The organism is Motilimonas cestriensis (genome assembly GCF_021295315.1).
Classification (GTDB): Bacteria; Pseudomonadota; Gammaproteobacteria; order Enterobacterales; family CBDFNC01; genus Motilimonas; species Motilimonas cestriensis.
Genome location: NZ_JAIMJA010000002.1, coordinates 159,786 through 183,466 on the forward strand (window position 1 = coordinate 159,786; position 23,681 = coordinate 183,466).

The window sequence follows — 23,681 nt, forward strand, 5'->3', positions numbered from 1 at the left end:
AACTACCAACGGGTAAGTTGGCTTGGTTATTCTTTTATTGTTGCTTCGCGGTATAAATACCGCTCCCACAAAGTGCGACACAGCACGCGCTTCATCGCGGTATAAATACCGCTCCCACAAAGTGCGACGCACACGTAGGAGCAGCATTTATGCTGCGATATTTAACTTAAAGATCTTCTAAATAGGTATAACCTTTTAAGCCTAAATCCAACTCAGCATATACGCTGTCTTGCTCATCGGCTGGGATTTTGGCCTTAATCAACTCAAGGTAAGACGCTCTAAACTCGTCGGCGTCTAAATGCACATAACGCAACATGTCTTCTACGGTATCCCCTTCGTTGATCTCAGTGACTGTGGCGTTACCTTCATCATCCATCATCACCACTGCACTGTGGGTATCACCAAATAGGTTATGCATATCACCCAAAATTTCTTGATATGCCCCAACCAAGAAAAAGCCCATTAGGTATTCTTGCTCTGGCGACCAAGCCGGTACAGGCAAGGTGGTTTCAATACCTTGACCGTCAACGTACTGATCAACTGTGCCATCAGAATCACAAGTAATATCCAACAGTACCGCACGACTGCTCTGCTCTTGGTCTAATCCCGTTAATGGCAATACAGGGAACACTTGATCAATCCCCCATGCATCCGGCAGTGACTGGAACAACGAAAAATTAACAAAAAACTTATCCGCTAACTTTTCTGTTAGTTCATCCATAATCGGGCGATGAAAACGATTCTTACTGTCTAATAACTGGTTTAACTCAAAACACAAACGCAAGTTAAGCTGCTCAGCCCAAGCACGTTGCGGTAGGTTAAGTACACCCATCGAAAATTGACTGTGCACTTCGGCTAAGTCACTTTGACAGTCATGGTAAATTTCAATTAACGCGCGATCGTCATTGCGATCACTTAGCTGCAACCAAGAGCGCCACATGTTTTGCAGCAATAATGGATCATCCACAGCCGGTGGCACCAATTTTTCTGGGGCATAACTTTCTGCGCCAATCACATTTGAAATTAGCACCGCATGGTGCGCGGTTAACGCACGGCCCGACTCAGAAATAATCATAGGCATCGGCTGATTATACAGCTTACAAATATCACCGATGGTGTAAACGATGTTGTTAGCGTACTCCGCCAAGCTATAGTTCATTGAGTTAGATGACTGACTACGTGTACCGTCGTAATCCACCGCTAAACCGCCGCCCACGTCCATACATAACAGTTTTGCGCCAAGCTCACGCAGCTCACAATAAAAGCGCGCCGCTTCACTTACACCTGTGCGCACGTCACGAATGTTAGCCATTTGTGAGCCTAAGTGAAAATGCACTAACTGCAACGCTTCTACTTGGTTGTTTTGCTTTAGCACTTCTAAAACATGTAACACTTGCGATGCCGATAAACCGAATTTCGATTTTTCACCACCACTGGCTTGCCACTTGCCTTTACCTTGTGAAGCCAAGCGTACTCGTAAGCCTAAGCGCGGTGACACATTTAGTTTTTTCGCTTCAGCAAGTACCATCTCTAGTTCAGACATTTTTTCTAAAACAATATGAACCTTATGGCCTAACTTTTCACCAATCAGTGCCAAGCGAATGTATTCACGGTCTTTGTAGCCGTTACAAACAATCACCGAGCTAACTTTTTGTGCTAGTGCCAACACTGCTAACAATTCAGCTTTACTGCCCGCTTCTAGGCCCAACTGCTTAACTTCATTGTTTTTTTGGCTTGCTAACAGCTCATCTACCACTTCTTTCTGTTGGTTTACTTTAATCGGGTAAACCAATAAGTATTTTTCGTCATACTGGTAGTCTGCAATAGCTTGGTTGAATGCTGCACATAAGCTATGCACACGTTGATGCAAAATTTGCGGGAAACGTACCAACGCAGGCAAGGTTAAACCTTGCGCCTGAATTTGTGCACTGATATCGCTTAGGGCTATTGTGTGATCCGGTTGATTGGCTTTTGGCGCAACATAAACATTGCCCTCATCATTAATGCCGTAAAAACCTTGGCTCCAGTGACGTACATTGTAGCTAGCGCGAACGCTCTCTAGATCTGTTGCTTTTTTCATGGGTGTTCCAAATACAATACGATAAAAAATTGGGCTGATTTTTTGCTCAACCCACTAGCCGTACTTCTTAAGCCTGCTTAGCTTCGCAACAGTCCGGTTGGGCGCATAAAAAACGATTGCCCCCGTGCCGTCCAACGAAATAATTTTAGCCTTAAGAAAAGAAAATTTTCCACTTCATATAACCTAATAAAATTAATAGGTTAAATAAATATTTATACTAGATTTAGTTTAAAGGTACTCTTTTATTTGCTCAGCGACAAATTCCGCGATGATAGGTTGCGCTTCTGCTTTAGGATGTAAGCCATCTGCCATCATTAAATTGGGCTGTAAAATAATCGGCTCAAGAAAAAATGCCAGTAAGGGAGCTTGATTAGCTTCACTCACTTGCTGAAACACCTGAGCAAACGCTTGGCTGTAGCGTTTGCCATAATTAGGCGGCGCCTGCACTTGCATCAACATGGCTTGGCCACCCGATTGCTTAATTAAAGTGATCATTTTAGTGAGGTTGCTGCGTATGATGTTTGGCGCAAAGCCACGTAAACCATCATTAGCGCCTAACGTAATAAACACTTGCTGCGGTTGGTGGCGCTTAAGTAAATCAGGTAGTCTGGCTAAACCATTGCCGGTAGTGTCACCGGAAATACTGGCATTGATGACATTAATAGATTTTCCTTGCTGCGCCATCACTTGTGGCAGCAAGGTTGGCCAGCTTTGCTGCGCCGACATTTGATAGCCGGCACTTAAGCTGTCGCCCAAAATGAGTAACGTTTGGCTGTGTACTGCGCCTGATATCAGGCTCCAGCCAAGTAAAATACAATAAATAAAAGGTTTAACCATGTCTGATCCCGTAATTAAAGCTGACCACCTAGTCAAGCAAGTTAGCACAGCTAACGACACTTTGACCATTTTGCAAGACGTTTCCTTACAAGTTAATGCTGGCGAGAGTATCGCGCTGGTCGGTCCTTCTGGCGCCGGTAAATCAACCTTGATGACCTTATTGGCCGGGCTTGATGTACCAAGCCAAGGCGAGATTCATTTACTCGGCCAACCTCTTTCTCAATTAGATGAAGAGGCTCGCGCCGCCTTGCGCTGTGAACATATTAGTTTTGTGTTTCAAAGTTTCTTGTTGATCCCAACTCTTACTGCCATCGAAAATGTCATGTTGCCTTTTTTAATTCAAGGCCAAGATCAAGATGTAGCCCGTGCTAGCCAATTATTAGAACAAGTCGGATTAGCAGGCCGTGCCCATCACCTACCGTCACAGCTTTCTGGTGGCGAACAACAACGAGTTGCTTTAGCGCGCGCCTTTATTAGCCAGCCGAAAATTTTATTTGCCGATGAACCAACCGGTAACTTAGACCAACAAACAGCCAGTAAAATTGTCGAGTTGCTGTTTCAACTTAACCGTGAACATGGTACTACGTTGGTACTGGTCACTCACGATCAAACCTTGGCCGAACGTTGCGATCGCACTTTAAAAATCGCTGCGGGTAAGGTGGCATCATGAAAAATAATCTGCTGTTAAAATGGCGCTGGCGTGAATGCTGGCAAGGCCAGCTTTGGCCGATCACCCTCGCACTGAGTTTAATTATTGCCTGTGTCTTCGCGCTATCTGCACTGGTAACGCGAGTTGATAAAATCATGGTTGACCAAGGTCGAAGCGCCCTTGGCGCCGACTTAGTGCTGGTATCAAACCAACAACCTATTTCGCCCGACACCTTAGCTAGCGCGAAGAAGCTTGGCTTAACCATTAGTCAGCAAACGCGCATTCGCACCATGGCGTTTAGTGACAATGGCATGCAACTGATCAGCTTAAAGGCAATGGAAACAAACTATCCACTGCGCGGTGAGTTACAACTGGATGCCAACCCTTTAACAGCCAATGCAAAAACCCTTACCATGCTCCAGCATGTGCAGCCCAATGAATTGTGGTTAGCAGAAAGACTGTTTAATTTGTTAGACGTCAGCATCGGCGACACCGTCGCGATTGGCGATGCTGAGCTAACAGTATCAGGGAAAATAGCGGAAGATCCTGAGCTGTCGTTTAACCCCTTTAATCAAATGCCGAGCGCCATTATTCACTTGGATGATATTGCCAAAACGGGCGCAGTGGTGCCGGGTGGACGATTAAGCTATCGCGCGTATTTTTCCGGTCCAGATAGCGCATTAAACCAGCTACAACAAGAAATAAGCATTACCGCCAGCCAGCGCTGGTTGAGCGAGCAAAGCCAAGGTCGCAGTGCTGAATTTATTAACAAGGCGCAGCAATACCTATCTCTTACCTTATTGTTAGTGCTGCTGATGGCGTCGGCCACACTGGTGCTGACCAGTCAGCATTATCGTAATAGTCAACAAAGCACCGTGGCCATGCTGAAAAGTTTAGGTGCAAGTCAAGCGTGGCTACGACGTTGGTTAGCGGGTCAGTTGGCGATGTTATTTGGCCTCTCCATTGCCATTGGCATTAGTTGTGGTTTTTTACTTGAGCAGCTATTGCGCCTGCCTCTGACGGATTTACTGCCTGACCCACTTCCCAGTATCGGCTTTAGTCCATGGCTGGTGAGTATCGGCATTGCGCTATTAGTTGGCCTACCAAGCATGGGCATTAGTTTATTGCATTTGCTGGCCACGCCGGCCACGTCTATCATCGGCCAAGACACGCCAACTAAAAAACAGTATTGGGCTTACTCTTTGTTGCTGTTGCCTTTGATCAGCTTAATCGTTTGGTTTGGTAACAATAAAATGATGTGGCTAACCCTCGTCGGGCTAGCGGTGATCCTAGTGCTATTAGGCGCACTGGGTTTACTCATCACTAAACTACTGCAGCAAAAGCGCTGGGGGCCAGCCGTTACGCTGGCTTTAAGCCGCTTAAATCGCAGCCGTGTCGCCAGCATGGCGCAGTTAGGCGCCCTCACCTGCTCACTAATGCTATTAAGTGTTATCTGGCTACTGCGCAGTGATTTACTTAATGACTGGCAACAAACCTTGCCCGCCAATGCGCCCAACGTGTTTGCCATTAACATCGCCCCTGAACAAGTTGACGCTTATATTAATCAACTTGACCAATGGCAATTGGATCATTCACAAGCTTACCCAGTGATCCGCGGCCGCTTAACTCAGCGCAACGATGAAGTGCTGCAGTCGGTATCGCCGGCGGTGGCGACTAAACCAGAAACTGAAGCAGACAAGGAAAAAGACTCCGCACTGCGCCGCGAGCTGAACTTTACTTGGCTACCACAACTGCCAAGTCATAATGAAGTGCTTGAGGGAGAATGGAGCACGGAGCGCGGGGTGTCCGTTGAGCAAGATATTGCCGAACGGCTCAACATAAAGCTCGGTGACACACTGCATTTCAGTGTTAACAGTCAAAGCTTTAGCGCCAAAGTAAACAGCATTCGCAAAGTTGAATGGCGCAATATGAAGCCAAACTTTTACTTTATATTCAGCCCTGATGTGATGGCCGATTTGCCTACCACTTGGCTAGTTAGTTTTCGTATTGATGACCAACAAACTGGCCTACTGAATCAGTTAGCGCGTGATTACGCTACCGTGAGCTTGTTAGATTTACGCAGCATGGCCACAAGGATCCAATCCTTGCTCCAGCAAGTCGCTTGGTCACTCACCGTATTAGCGGCATTAGCGGTGTTAAGTGGTTTGTTGTTAGTGCTTACGTTACTGCGCTTAAGCGTGTCGCAGCGCCAGCAAGAGATAAAACTTTATCGCACCCTCGGCGCCAGCAAAAAACGCATTAGCGCCACCTTGTGGGCCGAGTACGGTTTAATGGCATTAATTGCCGGCTTTACCGCCGCCCTTGGTGCCCAAGGCATTATTGCCGCTGTAGTAAAATGGGGCTTTGAATTGCCAGTGCAACCGCACTTCTACCTGTTTATTACCCTGCCAGTGTTGGCGCTTGCCTTGATCTACGTGATCACCTTAAGCATGTTTAAACAACTGCTAGCGCCGTTGCGAGCATAATAAACTTAATGAAACGCTGGTGGGTTACTACCCCACCAGCGCTTATATACCCAAACTACTTGGAGTTGCAGGTAGGCGACAAATGAGTGCCCCCATGAGCATAGATAAACATTGTACACTCTCTTTAATAATTGGATCCCACTGCAAACTTCAAATTTAGGAGGGTGCTGCCTTTTTCCTTCCTGCCTTTTTGCCTTTCTGTTTCTTACTTCATTTCTATGAAGTGAAATAAGAAAGAACCTGTCATTATCGACTTCTTTGAATAAATGGTAAGTCTTCTTCTAACTCTCAAGCAACATACGCCCGAGCACAGCGGTACGAACGAAGTGAGCGTCTGGTGCCGCAGGCACGAACTGCTTCAACTTGTTAACTGTACTTGTCATCTATTTGGCTGCCAGTCTTGATAGGTTGGAACATCCTCATACTCCAACCAACTAACGTCATGTGATGACCAAATATGCGCTTCTGGCTTAACTCTCGGATCTTCGTCCAAAGTGGCCACACGCAATATTACATGAGGTTGACTAGGTCTTTCAGCTACCAAATGTGTCCCGCATACTGAACAGAAATGTCTCAACTTTCCTTGACTAGATTCAAAGCTAGAAAGTTTTTCTTCACCACGAATCCAACGGAAATTTTCTCTCAGAACACCCGCTGTTGGTGCGAAAGGAGCAGCATGTGCCTTGCGGCAAGTTTTGCAGTGACAAAAAATAATCGGCATGTCCAGCGAGGCAATCTCATACTCAATGGTTCCACACAAACAACTCCCTTTCACGGATACCTCCTTGGCCCAGTTAACGAGACTGTAGAATAACTCCAACAGCCAGGTTTGACTAAAAAGCGGGGCCCTGCAATCAATCCTAAGCGCTTCGAAGACAATAGGTAATGCATTTGGAACCCATAAAACAGGCTATTTTTCTTAAAAAAAGAGAAATTCTACAGCCTCAACGCCGCGTTAAGCGGACTAAAATTGTGGGTTAAAATGTGTAGCGAAGCGGAACGTAACCCACTGTTTTAGTTCCGTTTAAATGCCTTATTATGTGCTTTTAGTTACTTTCAAGGTAGTGAATCAACCCTGAGTAAAACTGTATTGCGATACCTTTTATTTGCTTTAAATTATAATATTGCTTATTAATTTCTAAATATAAACTTGGCTCTACAGATGTAAAAAAGTATTGGTAATAATCTTTTAATTGGGGCTCTTCCTCAACAGACTTCACCGGATAGACTAATTGGACACCCTCTTAAATACTGACCAACTTCCCTCACAAAATGAACCTAAAGGACTGTCAAAAAAGCCGCTTCAGTTTATGACAAGCGATGCGAGCAAGCACCTAAGCGTTCAACATAAGCGAACAAATGTATATTATCTGAAATATCGGCGCACCAAAACCTACTCATTCAAAGCATTTGATATAAAACGATAAATTAATGAATATGGCTTAGCCGTAACCACTCAGTTGGTGGCAAGCAACTTGACCGCGAGACCAACAATGGCCCGCTAACTCACTGTGGTGGGTCAATGCTTCCCAGCTACCTGCTGCGCTGCCAAAGCTGCGACTAAAATCTTTCACCAAATGTAACCAAGTTTCTTGCTCAATGCCCAAGCTTTGCAACAGCTTAGGCTGGTTGGCGGGGATAAAACCGCGCTTATCATCGCGAATAGCGCGACCTGTCCAGTCAACAAGGTGTAAATATTCTTCGAAATAGTAAGGAATTTCGGTGGGTTGCTGTGTGTCGAATTGCTTTTCAAAGGGGAGTAACTGGGTTTTGTTTGAGCTGGTTTCCGCGTTGTGATAATTGGCATGTCATTGCTGTAAACGCGCTTGTATTGAAGTGAACTCTTGCTCTTCAACCGTCTGACACATACCTGCTCGAATCGGGTTCAGGTCGACATAGGCCATGCAAGTCAGCAGCGCTTTTTCATCCAGTAATGCTTGGCTTTTAAAGCGGCTTTCCCAGAAGTGGTCCTTACAGCCGTCTTCTTTATTGGCCTTGCGTGCGATATCTTCATTAAGGCAGCGCATAAACCAGCTGATGTCCGTCAGTCTGCCACGCCATTTGGCAATACACTCACTAACCACCACCTTTTCAGCACTGTTTTGTGGTTTCTCAGCTAACCAATCACCCACCAATAATGGCAAAGCGAATAATTGCTGCCAGCGATAGGCCACCTCAGCATCAGTTAAGTCGCGGTTACGCTTGGTATCAATATGCAAAATCAGGTGGTAATGATTGCTCATAATGGCATAGGCACAAATATTGATGGTGAAGATGCTAGCTAGTTGCTTTACCTTATCCACCACCCAAGGCTTGCGGTGCTCGTAACTTTGCTGCGTATAGTGGTCAACGCCACACAGAAAAGCGCGGCGTACACAGCGGCTAGTAACATGATAATCAGGGGTCGATTCTGGGCAAATAAGCTGCTTGCGCGGTAGTGTCATAACCTTTATCCAGCTTGATAGATGGTCACTTAACTATGGCGCAAGATGTGATAGGCTTCAAATTTAGGAGGGTGTCCTGTCTTTTGTTAATTGACTTTTATGGCTTATCACTCTGGGCGGACCTGATTAAAGAAATAGCCCCATTCAGGGTCATTTTCGGCCTCTATTTCAATAGGATATGGATCGGTCTCTTGAGGCATATTATGCAGTCTTTCTGCAAATACATCAGTTGATAGGCAATACCAAACCCATTCACGATAGCCATTAGTTGTAATTGCCGCCGCCAATACACCTGACACGTCAGTTTCTAATGCATCTACTAGACGATTTTCGAAAACTTCCATACTTTGGCTATCATCGGCGGAAGGCATTCCTGATTCGTGCGGGGAGTAATCCCAATATATACGAATAAGCTGAGGGTGATTTGAAATACTAGAGTCTGGACTTAATTTATTTCGGAAACGAATCATTAGAGGAAGATCATTGTGCGTTCCCTCTGCTACAGCCCATTGATCATTTTTTATAATGTCACTTAATACTTCCATGCTTTTCTCTGCGTGTGTTGATACTGTAATCAATAGAATGCCAGTGAATAATATTACTCTGAACATTGCGAAAGCCTAACGAGACTGTAGAATAACTCCAACAGCCAGATTTGACTAAAAAACGGGGCACTGCAATCAATCCTAAGCGCTTTTAAGACAATAGGTAATGCATTTGGAACCCATAAAACAGGCTATTTTTTCTTAAAAAAGAGAAATTCTACAGCCTCAACGCCGCGTTAAGCGGACTAAAATTGTGGGTTAAAATGTGTAGCGAAGCGAAACGTAACCCACTGTTTTAGTTCCGTTTAAACGCCTTGTTGAACGAAGCCGCTGCGCGGCAGAGTGTGGCTGATATTTCATACTCAAGTAACCCCTGTCACTTTGATCGGGCTTACTGGAGTAAAACCCATGAATACCACCGACCAACAACGCTTTGAATTTCTTTATGAACAACATCTTACCAACTTAACTTTGCAAGGAAAACGTCCCGCAACGATTGATGCCTATTCTCGTGCGGTGCGTCGCCTTTCTTCGTTTTTTGACCGTGCGCCCGATGCCATGACCGCGGCGGATTTGAAGACCTACTTTGCCAGCCTGATTGCCACTCACTCTTGGAGCACGGTTAAAATTGACCGCAATGGCTTGCAGTTTTTCTATCGCTACACCCTAGACCGCCAGTGGGAGTGGCTTAACATTGTTAAACCGCCGCAGGTGAAGCGCTTGCCGGATGTGTTAACCTCAGCCCAAGTCGGCTTGCTGATTTCCATGACGGTTAAATGTCGTTACCAAGTGCTCTTTTTGGTGCTCTATACCTTGGGTTTGCGCTTAAGCGAAGGGCTTAATTTGACCATATCGGATATCGACAGCGCATCAATGCAGGTGCATGTGCGTGACGGTAAAGGCGGTAAAGACCGACTCGTGCCGTTGCCATCGCGCACGCTTGTCGCATTGCGTGGCTATTGGGCCACGCATCGCCATCCTCGCTTGTTGTTTCCGAAGATGGGGCCCGACAGTGACCGCCCCATGGACAAAGGCAGCGTGCAAAAAGCCCTCAAGCAAGTGTTAACTGATTGCAATATCCATCAACACATTAGCCCCCATTCGCTGCGCCATTGCTATGCCACCCATTTGCTTGAGCAGGGCTTAGATTTACGTTCATTGCAAGCGTTGCTCGGTCACGCCAGTCTCAATACCACGGCGCGCTACACCCACCTCACTCGCGTGAAACAAGCAGACAGTGTGTTAGCGGTGAACCAGCTCGCCGACAAACTGGTGTTGATGTGGGCAAACTCATGAGTGCCTTTATTGAACTGTTGCGAGCAAATCAGGATGCGCTGCGCCAGCAATACAACCTCAACAACGACATGCGCCGTGCCATTCATGCTTTATTACGATGCCAAACTGAGCAACAAGGCAGCTCAAAATGGCAATGTCGTCACTGCCCGCATCAGGAAGTGACGCCATTATCGTGTGGGCATCGGTTTTGCCCGCAGTGCCAGCAGCGCACCGCGTCCCAATGGTTATGGCGACAACAAAGTAAGCTGCTACCCACCACCTATTTTATGGTGACCTTCACCTTGCCTTATGAGCTGCGCCCCTTAGCCGCCTCACACCCGCGTCATCTGTATCCGCTGATGTTTAAAGTGAGCGCCCAAATCCTTAAAGACTTCGCCGCCAAACAAAACCAAGGCGAGCTCGGCTTTACCTCGGTGCTGCACACCCACAGCCGACAGCGTAATCTGCATCCGCACTTGCACATCTTAGTGGCCGGAGGGCGCTATGACGCCAGCAAAAAACACTGGTACAAAGGCAAAAAAGATTACCTGTTTAACGCCTTTGCACTGGCCAACGTGTGGCGAGCCAGAATGCTCGACGCCATTAATCAACACCCGAGTTTAAGCCTGACCAATCATATTCCAGCGAAATGGATAGTGGATTGTCGCGCCGTGGGGGAAGGATTACCGACGCTGAAGTATCTCTCGCGCTACTTGTATCGCGGCGTGCTGCCAGACAAAGACATCATTAACATCACCAAGGATAACGTCACGTTTCGTTATCGCGATGGACAAACCAACCACTGGAAGCAGCGCACACTGCCAACACTGAAGTTCTTGATGTTAATGTTGCAACACGTGTTACCAAAGGGGTTACAACGCGCCCGTGATTACGGCTTTTTACGCGGTAACGCCAAAGGATTACTGCACCAAATACAGTGCTTACTGCTGCCGTTATTGCAATTGCTACTGGGGGTTGAACCACCGAGCCAACCCACGCGCACTTGCCCGTGTTGCCAGCACAGCATGCAATGCATTGGCATCAGCCGACCGAGGTAATCAACCAAGCAAGGACGCAATAAGGATAATGGCCTTCACCACGCCAAGGGCGACAACAAGAGGAATAAACAGACAGACACAACACATAGGCAAGAAGTAACAAACTGATAAGGTTAGCGTTTACAACACGACGCCCCTTGCATCAATCCCGCTCGCCTTGAGAAAGGTACTCAGGCTAAGCGCGGCCAAGGCAGCACAGCGTAATTTGCTTAATAAGGAAAGAAGTCGAGCTTATCGAGGCTCCGGGCTTGTCCAACACCTGAATATGGGGTGTCGGCTTCGCGACACCTATTCTTGTATGTTATGTGTTTTCAATTTAAGAACTCTTCAATTAGCTGGCCACTATCTCTGAATTGTTCCCTGTTCCATAAATGGCCTGCATTTGGCAATATCTTACATTCTGCACTTGGCACTAATTGTAGCAATTTTTTATGGATGTTTAACGCTTTGGCTTTATTCACTTTATCTTTCTCTCCGAGTATAAGTAAAAAAGGCATCGATAATGTACTTAGTTCTTTATCTGATAATAAGCGGGGTACAACTTTACTAATCACCTTGCTTTCACTCATAGCAAGATACAATAATTTGTATAAGGGGCTAGAAGATTTAACATTCCCTTGGCTTGATGAATTCAGAAAGCGTTTAGTTAACCCTTTGAATGGCATCATCAAAGTTAAAATAACTTGAAATATATAAAGGAAACTTATGTTTGCTACTGTCGCTGCTGGCGCTGTTAAAATAACTTTATTGACTCTTTCTGGTCGGCGACTTGCAAAACTAGCCACCATAAATGAACCTAAAGAATTCCCAACAATATCTACTTTAGAAAGATTTAAAGCATCTAACGTTTGCTCAATCCATTCAACACAATCCTTCGGACTAGTTAATATTCGTTCAGGACGAGAGCGCCCAACCTGATCAATCAAATCAAATGAATATATACGTCGACTATTGCTTAGTTTAGAAATAGCAGGGCCCCACATTGCAGCGGTTCCTTGTGCACCTGGCAACAGCACCAATGGCTTTCCATTATCAGGGCCCGTAACAATAATATGCGTTTCACCAAACTCTGAGCGAACCCATTGGCTTTGAGTTTCTACACCCCAGTCTTCTAATAAATTATCGTATGCTTTCTGAAACTCTATCTCGCTTTTTTTTGATTTGAAAAGCTTCATAAATTGTCCTTTAGATATTGATTCGAGTGTGGATAACACTGACACATAACGCTTCAATCAACCTCATCGTTTCATCCGCATGACTCAACCTTATCCACCTTACCGATGTAGGTTGCATTGACCTTGTTAAGTCTGCCGCGTGAGGGCTTATAGCTCGCTATGGCGTTTTAACGCAACGCTCAGCCAGCTGATTAAAATTTGAGGACCAATATACTGGGTTGAAGCGGGTTTGAATAGCCTTTATTTTCTCTATTTATCTGGATGTTACGCAGGTTCAAGCCTTCCACGCTAGCGTAGAATTTTCGTCTATCCCGTTTTAGTGCAGCTGTATTTCTGATTGTCTGATCACCCCCATATTGAGCTTCACTAGCCGACTCAACGGCTGGCCACATTCTTTGCAGCAAGTGGCTTGCTGGCCTTGCTCCATTAATTCCTGCCACTTAATGGCGTTGCTTTTGCTGACGGCAATTTGCCCCCACTCCGCTCTCGCTTGGTTTAATTTTTGAACGCATCGGCTGTGGTACAAGCCCATGTATTGATATTGCGGTTTTTTCGGCAACGCGATGTGAGCCAGTATTCGCTGGATCAAGTCTTGATGGCTTAAGGTCAGAAATTCACGCCGCTCGGTTTGGTGAGATTGATAGCTAATTCGCACGTTTGTTTCCGTGAATTTAAGTAATTGATTGTTCTTGATCGCGCCACCTCGAATGTACCGCGATAGGTATTTCACCACGCCATTGCCATGCGCGTAGGTTTTTGCACAATGCACCACCCAGTCTAACCGTCCCCACTTATTAAACAGGTTGGTGAGAGTTTGCGGCGTATCGCCTTGCGGCACTTTTAATTCGTTATTTTTGAGGGCGAGTCTGAGTTTGCTCAGGTACTTCCCTCGAAATAGCTGCATCATGACTTTGGCGGGCAAAAAACTTTTCCGCGTCGGTGTTTGCCAGTGACCATTACCATCCAACCCACCATGACTGATCAAGCAATGAATATGAGGATGGAAGGTGAGATTTCGAGCCCAAGTATGCAAGGCCAAGATAGCCGCGGGTTTGGCGGCTAAATAGCGTTTATCGTTACAAAGTGTCAATAAGGTTTCGCGAACAGCTTGGAACAGAAAGGTTTGGCAAAGCGCACGGTTGTAATGCCAAACGGGGTGCAGACGATGGGGCAAGGTGAACACCCAATGATGGTGAGGACAGTCCAGCACTCTATCTTGCGTTTGCTGTAGCCAGTTTTCCATTTGAATGCGATTGCACTGTGGGCAACTGCGATGCTTGCAGCTGTTGTACCATACGCCATTGAGGTGACCATTTTCGCAATAAACACTGTGCCCACCGAGGGATTCAGTGCGACAACGCATCAGCTTTCCTACCGCCTTAATTTGATAAAGTGGCAGTTTATGGCTTAACTGATAAGCAGGAAACGTGGCTTGTAGAAAGCTTTGTATGGTTACTTTTTTCATTTGGTAACCATAGTAAAGCACTGTCTATTTATCCAGCTAAAGCGCTCTCCGAGCTCCGCTCGGCAGATTTAACAGCTTATTAGCCCCCATAATGGGGTGATAAAACGGCCCAAAACGGCGCCTAAACATACCCTCAATATTTACACTATTTTTATCTAAGGTAAACAGCGGCTTACCGTTCTAGTTCAACATCTCTGTTATATTCCGACAAAACGGCGATTAATAATGTTATGCGACAGGGGCAGGTGTTAACTCACTTCGGTCCAAAGGTATATTACGCCCAGTATGGAACTGGTATTACTCTGCGGCAGCTATTGAACAATTCGACAAGCCGAATTAACATCAATAAAACATAATGTTAATGATGGTTAGCCATTCCAACTTGAACAGGAAGTAACCTTGAAGCTATTAGCCATTGCCATGATCCGTGGCTACCAACGCTTTATCTCACCTTACAAAGGTTTTCGCTGCGCGCATGCCCATTTACATCAAGGCCCATCTTGCTCCCATGCGATACTGGAGATAGTCAAAGCCGATGGCTTATACCATGGCTACCACGCCATTCGCTTAAGAATGGCAGACTGCAAGCAGGCCTATCAAACACTGCAACGTTCACATAAACTCAACGGCTCAAACAAAGGCAAAAAGCGTAAAGAAAAAGACAAGTGGTATGATTGCTGCGATCCAAGCATCGCTTGTGATGCATGGAGCTGTGGCAAGAGTAAGCATTGCGATCTGCCCGATTTGCCTTGTGACTGCTGGCCTTAAGGTCTAGCTATCTGATTAAGCCCACAGATCTAATAGGCTGAACTTGGCATTACTAAAGATAAGCTTAAGTTAACCATGATTATCAAAGCGCCGACATATCGTAGCAGGGGGATGAACATGTTAGACAAAAATAAAACGGGGCTCATTGTCATCGACGTACAAGGTAAGTTGGCTGATATTGTTACGGATAGTGAAGCGCTGTTAAAACAAATTCACATTATGATCAGCGGCGCTAAAGCGCTCAATCTGCCGATCATCTATCTAGAGCAAAACCCAGCTAAATTAGGCTCCACCAGCCCCTTGTTACAAAGCGCTTTAGACCCGGTTGAAGCAATAGCAAAATATACTTTTGATGCCTGTGCTGAGCCCGAATTTGTGGCCGCAATAAAAGCATCCACTGTCACCACTTGGATAATCTGCGGTATTGAAGCCCATATTTGTGTCTATCAAACTACTTCCAGCTTATTACAACTTGGCTATCAAATTGAGCTATTGGAAGATGGCGTCGCTTCTCGCTCATCACCCAATAAAAGCCTCGCGATTAAAAAGCTGATGGCGCAAGGAGCCAGCATCAGCTGCGTTGAAATGTGCTTATACGAACTGGTCGCCGATTGCCGAGCACCTGAGTTCAAAGCAATTTTGCAGCTCATCAAATAATCGTTTAGTCCAATTAGCGCTATCCATACAAACACCTATTGAACCCCATTTAACTTGGTGTTAACTTGTTAAATTAATTAAAAAAATACGTCGCTATCACGCAACTGATAAATGCGCGTAAAAGTCGGTTTGTCTAGCATCATCAATGGATTGACTCAGTTAACTCAGTCTATTTCAGGATAAACCAAACCATGATTTTTCTTCTGTAGGTAAAAAATGACCCAAAGCCCTAGCATTACCATTTCATCTCTCGATGCCGATCGACTAGAAAAACTACTTGATTCCTTGGGGGATAAAGAATTTCCAGGCAAGGATGGACTGCAAGCTGAGCTAGATCGCGCGAATATTGTTGAGCCCGAGCAAATGCCACCTAACACGGTAACCATGAACTCAACTGTTCGCTTTAAAGTAGCCAATTCAGACAAAGAGCTGGCTTATACCTTGTCTTATCCAAGTGCGATAAATAATACAGCAGGCGATAATAGCGAAAAAATTTCTATTCTTGCGCCGATTGGCACTGCTTTATTAGGCCTATCTGAAGGCGACCAAATAGAGTGGCCTAAACCTGGTGGTGGCTTAGTTAAGGTAGAGATTATCGAGGTGTTGTATCAACCAGAGCGCGAAGGTGAGCTACACAGGTAATATAACTAAAGGAGCGAGTAGCTCCTTTTATTGGCTTAAAAATCCCTTACCCTCCCCAGTGAACAAGTTAAACCACCTCAGCTTAGTTTAAACCTATATAACCTAAAGTCGGGAACAGTAAGATAGTCTATAGTGACCGCAAAAACGCTGTAAATATTTTTCGGGGGTTACCATCCCAGATAACAAAAAATATTGTGGTAAAAAGAAAATGGGCCGTCACACAGCTGACAACGTCTAAAGCCGTCTGTCCAACTGTGCCCAGCCAGTAGTAACAGACCCGCAAAAATAGCCAAGTTTTTAACAAAGTTTTGCTGCTCGTGCGCACCTTCGATGCCGGTGAAATTCCAAAAATCATGGAGGTTAATGTTGATCAGCAACACCATGCCCGCGAGCACTAATGCGCAGATAGCGGTGTAACGATTAGCAATAATGAGCAAGGCCGCAGCTATTTGCACGATCCCGGCAGCCGCAAGAAGCACTGGGATCTGCATCATTTGATGCTTGGCCATTAAAGCAACGTGCATGTCCCAAGCAACAAATTTCATAATGCCGGGCAATAAAAAGTACAGCGCCAATAATACCCTGCCAGTTGTAATTAATGCTTTATCCATTACAGCGATACACCATTCACGCTCAGTTTTACATCGATATTGCCTTTAACCGCGTTTGAGTAAGGGCAAACTTGATGAGCGACCGCGACCAGTTGCTGTGCGGCATTTTGCTCCAACTCTAGCGTGACACTTAGGCTTACCGTTAAAGCAAAGCCGCCCGCTTCATTGGCTACTAAGCCAACTTCAGCCGTAACCGGTGCTTGACTGAGCGCTAACTTTTGCTCGCGCGCCACATGCAAAATGGCATTAGAGAAACACGCCGCATAACCAGCAGCAAACAGCTGCTCTGGGTTAGTCGCCTCACCGGTGCCACCCAGCTCTTTAGGATAACTAAGACTTAAAGACAATTTACCGTCATCGGTAGAAACTTGACCGTTACGGCCTGATAATGCGGATGCAGTGGTTGAATATAATGCAGACATAATGATTCCTCTCATGAGTATGGTTACTGATTTAATATAATTGCTAGCAATTATATTGTGTACAATTTAATTTATGTCGCAGTATAGGTCGATTTGGATTTATAATGCAAGTATATTGTGCACAATTTAATTGCATAGCTATTTTTTCTTGGAGTATTTCATGACCGACAAGCAAGCCCACGTTACGCACCAAGCCGATGTGACCACAAATGAGTCAGGTGAACTACTGCTTGAAAATCAAGTATGCTTTTCGCTATACAGCGCAGCAAATGCGATTATTCGCGCTTATCGCCCCCTGCTCGATGCTATCGACTTAACCTATCCGCAATACCTCACCATGATGGTGTTGTGGGCTAATGATGGCATTAACGTAAAAGACATGGGCGCTAAGCTACATCTTGATTCAGGCACGTTGACACCGCTATTAAAGCGCCTTGAAACAAAAGGTTTATTGGATAGAAAGCGTGCTTTAACAGATGAACGGGTGCGCGAAATATGGTTAACCGAAGCGGGTAAAGCATTAAAAGATAAGGCGAAAACCATTCCCTACACGATGTTTTGCAAAAGTGAATTGCCATTTGAAGAGCTGGCAGCGTTAAAGTCCACTTGCGATAAACTATTGAACACCATAAATTAATCCATTCTACTACCGATACGAAACAAATCACGATGTTAGATTGTGGAGATAGTGACCAACTCAAGGCTATTCCATACAAAGCTAATAACAAAGCAAAGCGGAGTTAGAAGTTAAGATCTAGCCCCATATCCAATTTATCAGACTTTATTACAGATATTTTAATTGCCAAAATCCACTTGACTTACATACTAATTTACCTTGATCACATTCGTCGCTATGTATAAGTAATATTGATGGCTAAGGTAAGTTGTTCAGACTATATTTCTAAGTAATTTCTATGCACGTCAGGTTCAGTTTAATGCCACCTCAGAAGAAGAGTATTCGCACCATTTTTATCGCTCTACTGGGCTTGGTATTACCTTACATTGCTTTCGCAGCCCCCGCCGAAAAACCACTTAGAATCGTAACATTACAAGACTTCAAGCCTTTTATCTGGTGTAAAGAACACCATGCAAAAGGCATTGATATCGAGATTGTTTCAGAGTTATTTCGCCGCGTTGAATACCCGTTCACAATTGAGTGTATACCTTGGAAGCGAGCTCTTATTTATTTACGAAGAGGCAACGCTGATGCCTTGTTTTCTGCCTATAAAACCCTAGAGCGTGAAGCTTTTGCAACTTATTTAGCTTACCCCCTACATACCAGTGCGTTTAGTATTTTTACTCATCAAAGTAACACTAATAATTACAATCAAATCAGTGATCTTTATGGCAAACGCATTGGTATATCCAGTGGCTACAGTGTCAATCCCGAGTTTGATCAAGCCAAAGCCGAGCAACGGTTTGTTATTTCGGAAACTAAGTCGACCGAATCGGGCATACGTATGTTGTTAATGGACAGAATTGATTTTTATATTAATGGTAAAATCGTTGTTTTGAACAAAGCAAAGGAAATGGGGGTCGCTGACCAATTGGTTGGCATGAGTAAACCGATGCATGAGCCTAAGCCTGCCTATTTGATTATTTCAAAAGCAGCAAAAATTCCAAACAAAGAGCGGCTAATAAACAAACTTAATCAAGCTCTTGAACAGATGTGGCAAGATGGCACCATACAGACCATTATCGACAGCTACACCCAACCTAATCAGGCCCCGTAATATCGAAGGCTTCCATTACGTAAAAAACCTTTATGCCGAACAATCCATTTGTTATTTAGCTCTTTAACGCGCCCCCGTGGCTAACATCAATAACACCTTTACTACTGACACATATTGTCACTCGCTAGCGCTATGATGAAATTCACTTTCAAGGAGAGCGCCATGTTTATCTTAAAACAAACCACAGTAGAGTTTGATGGCATCAATGCCAGTCCATTTTGTGCCAAAGTTGAGTTATTTTTACGCTATCATCAGATCCCGTTCAAAATAGAAGCCGCACTGCCAATGCACGGGCCCTATAAGAAAATTCCTTTTGCCGTTTACCAAGGGGAAACCTTAGGTGATTCAGAGCTAATATTGCAGCGATTAATCAATGATTACGCCATTGATGAAGGCTTAACCTCATTACAACAAAGCCAAGGCTACGCGTGGCAAATGGCACTTGAACAACACTTATACTGGTTGATGGTATATTGTCGTTGGCACCCAGAAGCCAGTTGGAAAATATTAGAACAAGCATTTTTCAGCGGTTTAAAGTGGCCAGCCCGACCTTTTATTGCTAAGCAGTCTCGAAAGTTAGTGCTAAAAAATCTATATTCACAGGGGGTAGGACGCTTTAGTCTTAAACAAGTATTGCAAGCTGCTGAGCAATGCTTTGTGGCATTGGAAGCACACCTCAGTAAAAATACGTTTATTTGTGGCGATACATTTAGCCGTTTTGATTTGTTTGCTTATGCCATTGTTAAGAACATTGATAACCATGATATGCCAACGCCACTGGCATCTATCATTGAGGGATTTAGCCAACTTAAGCTGTATCAAGCCCGTGTTGAGCAAGCATTAAAAAATAAAGCAGGTTCAGTTCACAGCTTAACTTCACTTTCAGCATAAAAGGATTGCCATGCCAACTGAGATGCCAGCTGATGTAGCAGCTAGATTCAATGATTACCCCAGCGCGGTACAACCCAAATTACTGCAACTACGGACAATCATTTTCGAGCTTTGTCAGCAACACCAACTGGGTAAAGTAGAAGAATCATTGAAGTGGGGTGAGCCCAGTTACGCAGTGAAAAATGGCAGCCCGGTGCGGCTCGACTGGAAAGCCAATCACCCCGATCATTACTGCTTATTTTTTAACTGCAAAACCCGCTTGATAGATACCTTTCGAGAATTGTTTAGCACTTATCCAACCATCACCTTTGCAGGTAATCGCGCCATGCTATTGCCTTTAAGTCAACCTCTACCAGATGCTGTGCTTAAGCAGTGTTTGTTAATGGCACTTACCTATCACAAAATCAAACACCTCCCCTTGCTGGGGGCATAAAGCAGAATGTGCGCTACCACTTAATATTTTTATCATCTTGGTGCTATATTCTTAACAGCTTATTGAAAATACTATACTAATTTTGCGGCTAGAAAACGCTAAGACTAAGCTTTTCACCCCACAGCAGGCCGTCAGTTTTTATCTATCTCACTGAGTATGTTATGCACCCATTTGTGTCAGTCGTCATTCCAGCTAAAAATGAACAAGGCAACATCGGCCTACTGATTAAAGAAATCAGCGAAGTATTACACGCCTTAGGTAACATTCAGTTTGAGGTTGTATTGGTCAATGATGGCAGCAAAGATAACACAGTGATAGAAGCAAAAGAGTTTGCCGCTCAAAGTCAATGCCAGTTGCAAGTAATCAGTCATGAAGCCAGTTGTGGACAAAGCACAGCACTGCATACCGGTATCTTTCATGCCAAAGGCGAATGGATTGTAACGTCTGATGCTGATGGCCAAAATGATCCGGCTGACATTCCCGCATTATTGCAAGCTGCGCAGCAGGTGCAAACAGAGCATTTTTGTATTGCCGGATTTCGCAATAAACGATTGGATACGCCTTGGGTAAGGCTACAATCAAAAATAGCTAATGGTATTCGCCAACGCTTTTTAAATGATGGCGTGCCCGACTCTGGTTGTGGTTTAAAGGTCTTTCCCAAGCGTACTTTTCAAGCCCTTCCCTATTTTGATCATATGCATCGATTTTTGCCGGCACTGATTAAAAGAATCAACGGCAAAATTGTGGTCTGTCCAGTAAATCATCGCAACCGTGCAGTAGGGCAATCAAACTACACCGCATGGAGCCGAGCTTGGGTGGGTGTTGTCGATATGTTTGGCGTGATGTGGCTGCGAAAGCGAACCAAGTTACCGCGAATTATTAGCGAAGAAATTGAGTAACACAGGTATATGAAATGGGTCAAAATCACCTTATTCGTCACGCTACTGAGCGTATTGGCCATCAGCATAGATTCCCCCATTTGGCTCCACCTCGCCGATTCTCTATGGCTAGAAGATTATATTACTCAGCATGGTAACAGTGCTCATTTCACCATTTTCATCACCAGCATTTTATTTCTTTTTATCGGTGGGCCTCGCCAAGTCGTGGCTTTTTTATTTGCTTATTTATATGGCGTGATGATAGGAGTAAGCCTTGCGCTATTTACTTGCCTCGTTGCAGCTGCGGCGAATTATTTTATCGCCAACCTGTATTTAAAAAATACCTTACATAAAAAGCTACCTCTACGGATGGAAAAATTTAGTCGCTTTGCTAAGCACAAGCCATTTTTAAAAATTCTAACACTCCGCCTATTTCCTTTTGGCAGCAATTTACTCACCAACACCTTGTCAGGTGGCGGCAGTGTTCCTTTCTTCCCGTTTATTACTGCTAGCTTGGTTGGTTATTTGCCACAAACAATCATCTTTTCTCTCGTTGGCGATGGCATGAATGATGCGAACAGCACCATGCTTTATATCAGTATTATCATGGCATTAATTAGCTTCATTTTATCAACCCTGCTTTATCGTGATCACATCAAGCAGCGCCTAGAAAATTTAAAAATGGAAGTTTCAAACTAATGGATAAATCATTTTTTAATGACCGCTATTACAGCAATTTGCTGTTCATTCTATTTATTGCTTTTTGCATTATCTTTATGGGTATCGGACTGCGTGACCCTTGGCCGGCGGACGAGCCTCGTTTTGTTGAAGCCGCTAAAGAAATGGTTGATTCGGGTCGCTGGTTTTTCCCACTACGAGGAGGCGAGCTTTATCCCGACAAGCCACCGATTTTTATGTGGTCCATCGCGCTACTTTATAAACTCACTGGAAATCTCTCCGCGACATTTTTAATTCCTAACGCCATCGCAGGATTAATCACCTTGCTATGTGTGTTTGATCTTGCCGCTAAGCTTTGGAATGTTAACACTGCGCGAAATGCATCGATGCTGCTATTAATAGCACCGCAATTTGTCATTCAGGCAAAAGCCGCGCAGATAGATGCCATGGTGGCTTGTTGGATCACGGTTGCTATGTATGGTTTAGTTCGGCATTTTTTTGTCAAGCCGAACATGCGCTGGTATTTATTTAGTTGGGTGTGTATGGCGCTTGGCATTCTCACCAAAGGAGTCGGCTTTTTACCCTTACTTATTTTTGTGCCTTTGCTTTTTCTTCATTTTGTAAAAAAGGAACAATTTTCAGCACCTATCAATTTTAAACTATGGTTTGGCCCATTGACCATGCTCGGCACTTTAATGCTCTGGCTGCTGCCGGTGTTGTATTTTGCAGCCAGTAAAGATAACCCCGACTTTACCGCTTATCGAGATAACATTCTGCTGCAGCAAACGGCGCAACGTTACGCGAACCCAACCGGTCACTTAAAGCCTTGGTATTACTTTATAGTGAGTGTTGTGCCGATATTGTGGTTCCCGCTTTATTTATTTCTTTTTAGTAAAAAAAGCTGGGTTGAAATAAAGGCATCGCCACTATTACAAACGCTATTAGTTTGGGTCGTCTGTGTGGTTATTTTCTTTAGTATTAGCCCGGGTAAGCGCGGCGTTTATATTTTACCCGCGCTGCCAATGCTAGCGCTCGCGATGGCAGCTATCATCAGCCAAACTAGGGTAGCAAGCTGGGTGAATAAAGTGCTAACGGGTTTTGCTGCTATATTTGCCTTGGTATTCATCACTGCCACGATAATGAGCTTAATGGGTTCATCAAAATTGACGAAACAGCTCGGTGACGAGTTATTGCCATTTGCCGCTTTATTCGCTTTGGCCGCAGCAACTTGGATCGCAGCCCTATGGCGCTATAAACTGCAACTAACTTTGCCTCGTTTTGGCGCGGCGCTTGCCGTAACTTGGTTGCTTTATGGTTCATTAGGGTATGTATTAATGAACCCAACCAGAACGCCTGCTAAGCAAATAATGGCAACAGTTAAAGAGCGTATCGGCGTGGAGGGTGAGCTAGGCTTAACCTTATTAAAAGAACAGTTTTTACTATTTTCAACCATCCCGATGACTCACTTTAGCTACTTAAGCAGCCACTCTGAGCAGTATCGAAATGCTTGGATGTGGATGAATGAAAAAGAAAATCGCTACATTCTGACTCAAGCACGTGACAAAGGGGTGGTCTGCTTTGATCTCAATAAAGGAGTCTTGATTGGCAACGCGCATCGCAGAGATTGGATTTTATTAGATAAATCGACAATGACATCTGAGTGTCAAGCTCCCAAAGAGGTTAAGCGCTATTACACGCCGCAACTTCATTTTTACGATAACCTATAGTCAATAATCAATAGGTTTCGAAATAGTTGTTTTGTAAGGGGTAAAGTGATTTTTTGCCCCAGTATAAAGCTGCTGTAAAGCGGTAATACCTGCCACGAAAACTAAAACAATCCATCGCTATTTAACAAAAGCATGGTGTTTTGTGCTAGCATTAGCTACTGAACAAACACATGTAAGCAGGATAACTTAACCGATAACCGTTATCTCTGTGTATCTTTTGGCTGTTT

The 23,681-nt window shown here is 44.6% G+C and carries 24 protein-coding genes; 14 read left to right on the forward strand and 10 right to left on the reverse strand.

Features of this window, described 5'->3' with window-relative positions; translation table 11 throughout:
* Positions 1-166: 166 nt before the first annotated feature.
* Positions 167-2,080, reverse strand: a complete 1,914-nt coding sequence (speA, locus tag K6Y31_RS02490) for a biosynthetic arginine decarboxylase (protein WP_233051272.1) — start codon at positions 2,078-2,080, stop codon at positions 167-169.
* Positions 2,081-2,308: 228 nt separating this feature from the next.
* On the reverse strand, positions 2,309-2,917 hold the full coding sequence (locus K6Y31_RS02495; RefSeq protein ID WP_233051273.1) for an arylesterase: 609 nt from the start codon (positions 2,915-2,917) through the stop codon (positions 2,309-2,311).
* On the opposite strand from K6Y31_RS02495, the gene K6Y31_RS02500 reads away from it, so the two are divergent.
* Together K6Y31_RS02500 and K6Y31_RS02505 are read left to right on the forward strand one after the other, a co-directional pair.
* Positions 2,916-3,587 (forward strand): ABC transporter ATP-binding protein, encoded by a 672-nt coding sequence (locus tag K6Y31_RS02500; protein ID WP_233051274.1) that lies wholly within the window; start codon positions 2,916-2,918, stop codon positions 3,585-3,587. The two genes, K6Y31_RS02495 and K6Y31_RS02500, sit on opposite strands and share 2 nt — an antisense overlap.
* On the forward strand, positions 3,584-6,052 hold the full coding sequence (locus K6Y31_RS02505; RefSeq protein ID WP_233051275.1) for an ABC transporter permease: 2,469 nt from the start codon (positions 3,584-3,586) through the stop codon (positions 6,050-6,052). Before K6Y31_RS02500 ends, K6Y31_RS02505 begins: the two co-directional genes overlap by 4 nt.
* Before the next feature lie 379 nt (positions 6,053-6,431).
* On the opposite strand, the gene K6Y31_RS22485 is transcribed toward K6Y31_RS02505, so the two are convergent.
* The 4 genes from K6Y31_RS22485 to K6Y31_RS02520 all read right to left on the reverse strand — a co-directional run bounded on the left by K6Y31_RS22485 (position 6,432) and on the right by K6Y31_RS02520 (position 9,041).
* The gene (locus K6Y31_RS22485) at positions 6,432-6,827 is read right to left on the reverse strand and encodes a GFA family protein (protein WP_486624564.1); all 396 of its coding nucleotides are present in this window, start codon (positions 6,825-6,827) and stop codon (positions 6,432-6,434) included.
* A gap of 667 nt (positions 6,828-7,494) precedes the next feature.
* Entirely contained in the window at positions 7,495-7,659 is a 165-nt protein-coding gene (locus K6Y31_RS02510) for a hypothetical protein (protein WP_233051276.1), read from the reverse strand.
* A gap of 201 nt (positions 7,660-7,860) precedes the next feature.
* A complete protein-coding gene (locus tag K6Y31_RS02515) occupies positions 7,861-8,496 on the reverse strand; it encodes a transposase (protein ID WP_233051277.1) in 636 nt (211 codons plus the stop codon).
* 107 nt (positions 8,497-8,603) lie between these two features.
* Positions 8,604-9,041 (reverse strand): DUF695 domain-containing protein, encoded by a 438-nt coding sequence (locus tag K6Y31_RS02520; RefSeq protein WP_233051278.1) that lies wholly within the window; start codon positions 9,039-9,041, stop codon positions 8,604-8,606.
* Positions 9,042-9,449: 408 nt separating this feature from the next.
* Between K6Y31_RS02520 and K6Y31_RS02525 the strand changes: the two genes are divergently transcribed.
* Positions 9,450-10,337: a site-specific integrase gene (locus K6Y31_RS02525; protein ID WP_233051279.1), complete on the forward strand. Its 888-nt coding sequence runs from the start codon at positions 9,450-9,452 to the stop codon at positions 10,335-10,337.
* Complete coding sequence (locus tag K6Y31_RS02530) at positions 10,334-11,374, forward strand: IS91 family transposase (protein WP_427901887.1); 1,041 nt, start codon at positions 10,334-10,336, stop codon at positions 11,372-11,374. Before K6Y31_RS02525 ends, K6Y31_RS02530 begins: the two co-directional genes overlap by 4 nt.
* Positions 11,375-11,685: 311 nt before the next feature.
* On the opposite strand, the gene K6Y31_RS02535 is transcribed toward K6Y31_RS02530, so the two are convergent.
* Together K6Y31_RS02535 and K6Y31_RS02540 are read right to left on the reverse strand one after the other, a co-directional pair.
* A complete protein-coding gene (locus tag K6Y31_RS02535; protein WP_233051280.1) occupies positions 11,686-12,549 on the reverse strand; it encodes an alpha/beta fold hydrolase in 864 nt (287 codons plus the stop codon).
* 316 nt (positions 12,550-12,865) lie between these two features.
* A complete protein-coding gene (locus K6Y31_RS02540) occupies positions 12,866-14,014 on the reverse strand; it encodes an IS91 family transposase (protein ID WP_233051281.1) in 1,149 nt (382 codons plus the stop codon).
* A 399-nt stretch (positions 14,015-14,413) separates the two neighbouring features.
* Here K6Y31_RS02540 and yidD point away from each other — a divergent pair, with 399 nt between their 5' ends.
* The 3 genes from yidD (at position 14,414) to rnk (ending at position 16,081) form a co-directional block, all read left to right on the forward strand.
* Entirely contained in the window at positions 14,414-14,782 is a 369-nt protein-coding gene (gene yidD / locus K6Y31_RS02545; protein ID WP_233051282.1) for a membrane protein insertion efficiency factor YidD, read from the forward strand.
* A 117-nt stretch (positions 14,783-14,899) separates the two neighbouring features.
* Complete coding sequence (locus tag K6Y31_RS02550) at positions 14,900-15,439, forward strand: isochorismatase family protein (RefSeq protein ID WP_233051283.1); 540 nt, start codon at positions 14,900-14,902, stop codon at positions 15,437-15,439.
* A 216-nt stretch (positions 15,440-15,655) separates the two neighbouring features.
* On the forward strand, positions 15,656-16,081 hold the full coding sequence (rnk, locus tag K6Y31_RS02555) for a nucleoside diphosphate kinase regulator (RefSeq protein WP_232800083.1): 426 nt from the start codon (positions 15,656-15,658) through the stop codon (positions 16,079-16,081).
* A gap of 167 nt (positions 16,082-16,248) precedes the next feature.
* Here the strand turns inward: rnk and K6Y31_RS02560 are convergent, their stop codons facing one another.
* Together K6Y31_RS02560 and ohr are read right to left on the reverse strand one after the other, a co-directional pair.
* Positions 16,249-16,692 carry a DoxX family protein gene (locus K6Y31_RS02560; protein ID WP_233051284.1) on the reverse strand — a complete coding sequence of 148 codons (444 nt, stop codon included), beginning with the start codon at positions 16,690-16,692 and terminating at the stop codon, positions 16,249-16,251.
* On the reverse strand, positions 16,692-17,114 hold the full coding sequence (gene ohr / locus K6Y31_RS02565) for an organic hydroperoxide reductase Ohr (protein ID WP_282560140.1): 423 nt from the start codon (positions 17,112-17,114) through the stop codon (positions 16,692-16,694). Before ohr ends, K6Y31_RS02560 begins: the two co-directional genes overlap by 1 nt.
* A 160-nt stretch (positions 17,115-17,274) precedes the next feature.
* On the opposite strand from ohr, the gene ohrR reads away from it, so the two are divergent.
* From ohrR to K6Y31_RS02600, 7 genes are all read left to right on the forward strand, one after another.
* On the forward strand, positions 17,275-17,751 hold the full coding sequence (gene ohrR, locus K6Y31_RS02570) for a transcriptional regulator OhrR (RefSeq protein ID WP_233051286.1): 477 nt from the start codon (positions 17,275-17,277) through the stop codon (positions 17,749-17,751).
* A 298-nt stretch (positions 17,752-18,049) separates the two neighbouring features.
* The gene (locus tag K6Y31_RS02575; RefSeq protein ID WP_233051287.1) at positions 18,050-18,847 is read left to right on the forward strand and encodes a substrate-binding periplasmic protein; all 798 of its coding nucleotides are present in this window, start codon (positions 18,050-18,052) and stop codon (positions 18,845-18,847) included.
* 162 nt (positions 18,848-19,009) lie between these two features.
* Positions 19,010-19,738 (forward strand): glutathione S-transferase family protein, encoded by a 729-nt coding sequence (locus tag K6Y31_RS02580; protein WP_233051288.1) that lies wholly within the window; start codon positions 19,010-19,012, stop codon positions 19,736-19,738.
* A gap of 22 nt (positions 19,739-19,760) precedes the next feature.
* Positions 19,761-20,171 (forward strand): DUF1801 domain-containing protein, encoded by a 411-nt coding sequence (locus K6Y31_RS02585; RefSeq protein WP_233051439.1) that lies wholly within the window; start codon positions 19,761-19,763, stop codon positions 20,169-20,171.
* A 161-nt stretch (positions 20,172-20,332) separates the two neighbouring features.
* Positions 20,333-21,070, forward strand: coding sequence for a glycosyltransferase family 2 protein (locus K6Y31_RS02590; protein ID WP_233051289.1), 738 nt, complete (start codon positions 20,333-20,335; stop codon positions 21,068-21,070).
* Positions 21,071-21,079: 9 nt separating this feature from the next.
* Positions 21,080-21,748, forward strand: a complete 669-nt coding sequence (locus K6Y31_RS02595) for a TVP38/TMEM64 family protein (RefSeq protein ID WP_233051290.1) — start codon at positions 21,080-21,082, stop codon at positions 21,746-21,748.
* A complete protein-coding gene (locus K6Y31_RS02600) occupies positions 21,748-23,454 on the forward strand; it encodes an ArnT family glycosyltransferase (protein ID WP_233051291.1) in 1,707 nt (568 codons plus the stop codon). The genes K6Y31_RS02595 and K6Y31_RS02600 overlap by 1 nt, the downstream gene beginning before the upstream one ends.
* Positions 23,455-23,681: the final 227 nt, after the last annotated feature.

Bases quoted from the DNA above. Each gene is read 5' to 3' on its own strand.
- speA (WP_233051272.1), bottom strand. From the start codon at position 2,080: ATGAAAAAAGCAACAGATCTAGAGAGCGTTCGCGCTAGCTACAATGTA.
- K6Y31_RS02500 (WP_233051274.1), top strand. From the start codon at position 2,916: ATGTCTGATCCCGTAATTAAAGCTGACCACCTAGTCAAGCAAGTTAGC.
- K6Y31_RS02495 (WP_233051273.1), bottom strand. From the start codon at position 2,917: ATGGTTAAACCTTTTATTTATTGTATTTTACTTGGCTGGAGCCTGATA.
- K6Y31_RS02505 (WP_233051275.1), top strand. From the start codon at position 3,584: ATGAAAAATAATCTGCTGTTAAAATGGCGCTGGCGTGAATGCTGGCAA.
- K6Y31_RS02515 (WP_233051277.1), bottom strand. From the start codon at position 8,496: ATGACACTACCGCGCAAGCAGCTTATTTGCCCAGAATCGACCCCTGAT.
- K6Y31_RS02520 (WP_233051278.1), bottom strand. From the start codon at position 9,041: ATGGAAGTATTAAGTGACATTATAAAAAATGATCAATGGGCTGTAGCA.
- K6Y31_RS02525 (WP_233051279.1), top strand. From the start codon at position 9,450: ATGAATACCACCGACCAACAACGCTTTGAATTTCTTTATGAACAACAT.
- K6Y31_RS02530 (WP_427901887.1), top strand. From the start codon at position 10,334: ATGAGTGCCTTTATTGAACTGTTGCGAGCAAATCAGGATGCGCTGCGC.
- K6Y31_RS02535 (WP_233051280.1), bottom strand. From the start codon at position 12,549: ATGAAGCTTTTCAAATCAAAAAAAAGCGAGATAGAGTTTCAGAAAGCA.
- K6Y31_RS02540 (WP_233051281.1), bottom strand. From the start codon at position 14,014: ATGAAAAAAGTAACCATACAAAGCTTTCTACAAGCCACGTTTCCTGCT.
- K6Y31_RS02550 (WP_233051283.1), top strand. From the start codon at position 14,900: ATGTTAGACAAAAATAAAACGGGGCTCATTGTCATCGACGTACAAGGT.
- rnk (WP_232800083.1), top strand. From the start codon at position 15,656: ATGACCCAAAGCCCTAGCATTACCATTTCATCTCTCGATGCCGATCGA.
- K6Y31_RS02560 (WP_233051284.1), bottom strand. From the start codon at position 16,692: ATGGATAAAGCATTAATTACAACTGGCAGGGTATTATTGGCGCTGTAC.
- ohr (WP_282560140.1), bottom strand. From the start codon at position 17,114: ATGTCTGCATTATATTCAACCACTGCATCCGCATTATCAGGCCGTAAC.
- ohrR (WP_233051286.1), top strand. From the start codon at position 17,275: ATGACCGACAAGCAAGCCCACGTTACGCACCAAGCCGATGTGACCACA.
- K6Y31_RS02575 (WP_233051287.1), top strand. From the start codon at position 18,050: ATGCCACCTCAGAAGAAGAGTATTCGCACCATTTTTATCGCTCTACTG.
- K6Y31_RS02580 (WP_233051288.1), top strand. From the start codon at position 19,010: ATGTTTATCTTAAAACAAACCACAGTAGAGTTTGATGGCATCAATGCC.
- K6Y31_RS02585 (WP_233051439.1), top strand. From the start codon at position 19,761: ATGCCAGCTGATGTAGCAGCTAGATTCAATGATTACCCCAGCGCGGTA.
- K6Y31_RS02590 (WP_233051289.1), top strand. From the start codon at position 20,333: ATGCACCCATTTGTGTCAGTCGTCATTCCAGCTAAAAATGAACAAGGC.
- K6Y31_RS02595 (WP_233051290.1), top strand. From the start codon at position 21,080: ATGAAATGGGTCAAAATCACCTTATTCGTCACGCTACTGAGCGTATTG.
- K6Y31_RS02600 (WP_233051291.1), top strand. From the start codon at position 21,748: ATGGATAAATCATTTTTTAATGACCGCTATTACAGCAATTTGCTGTTC.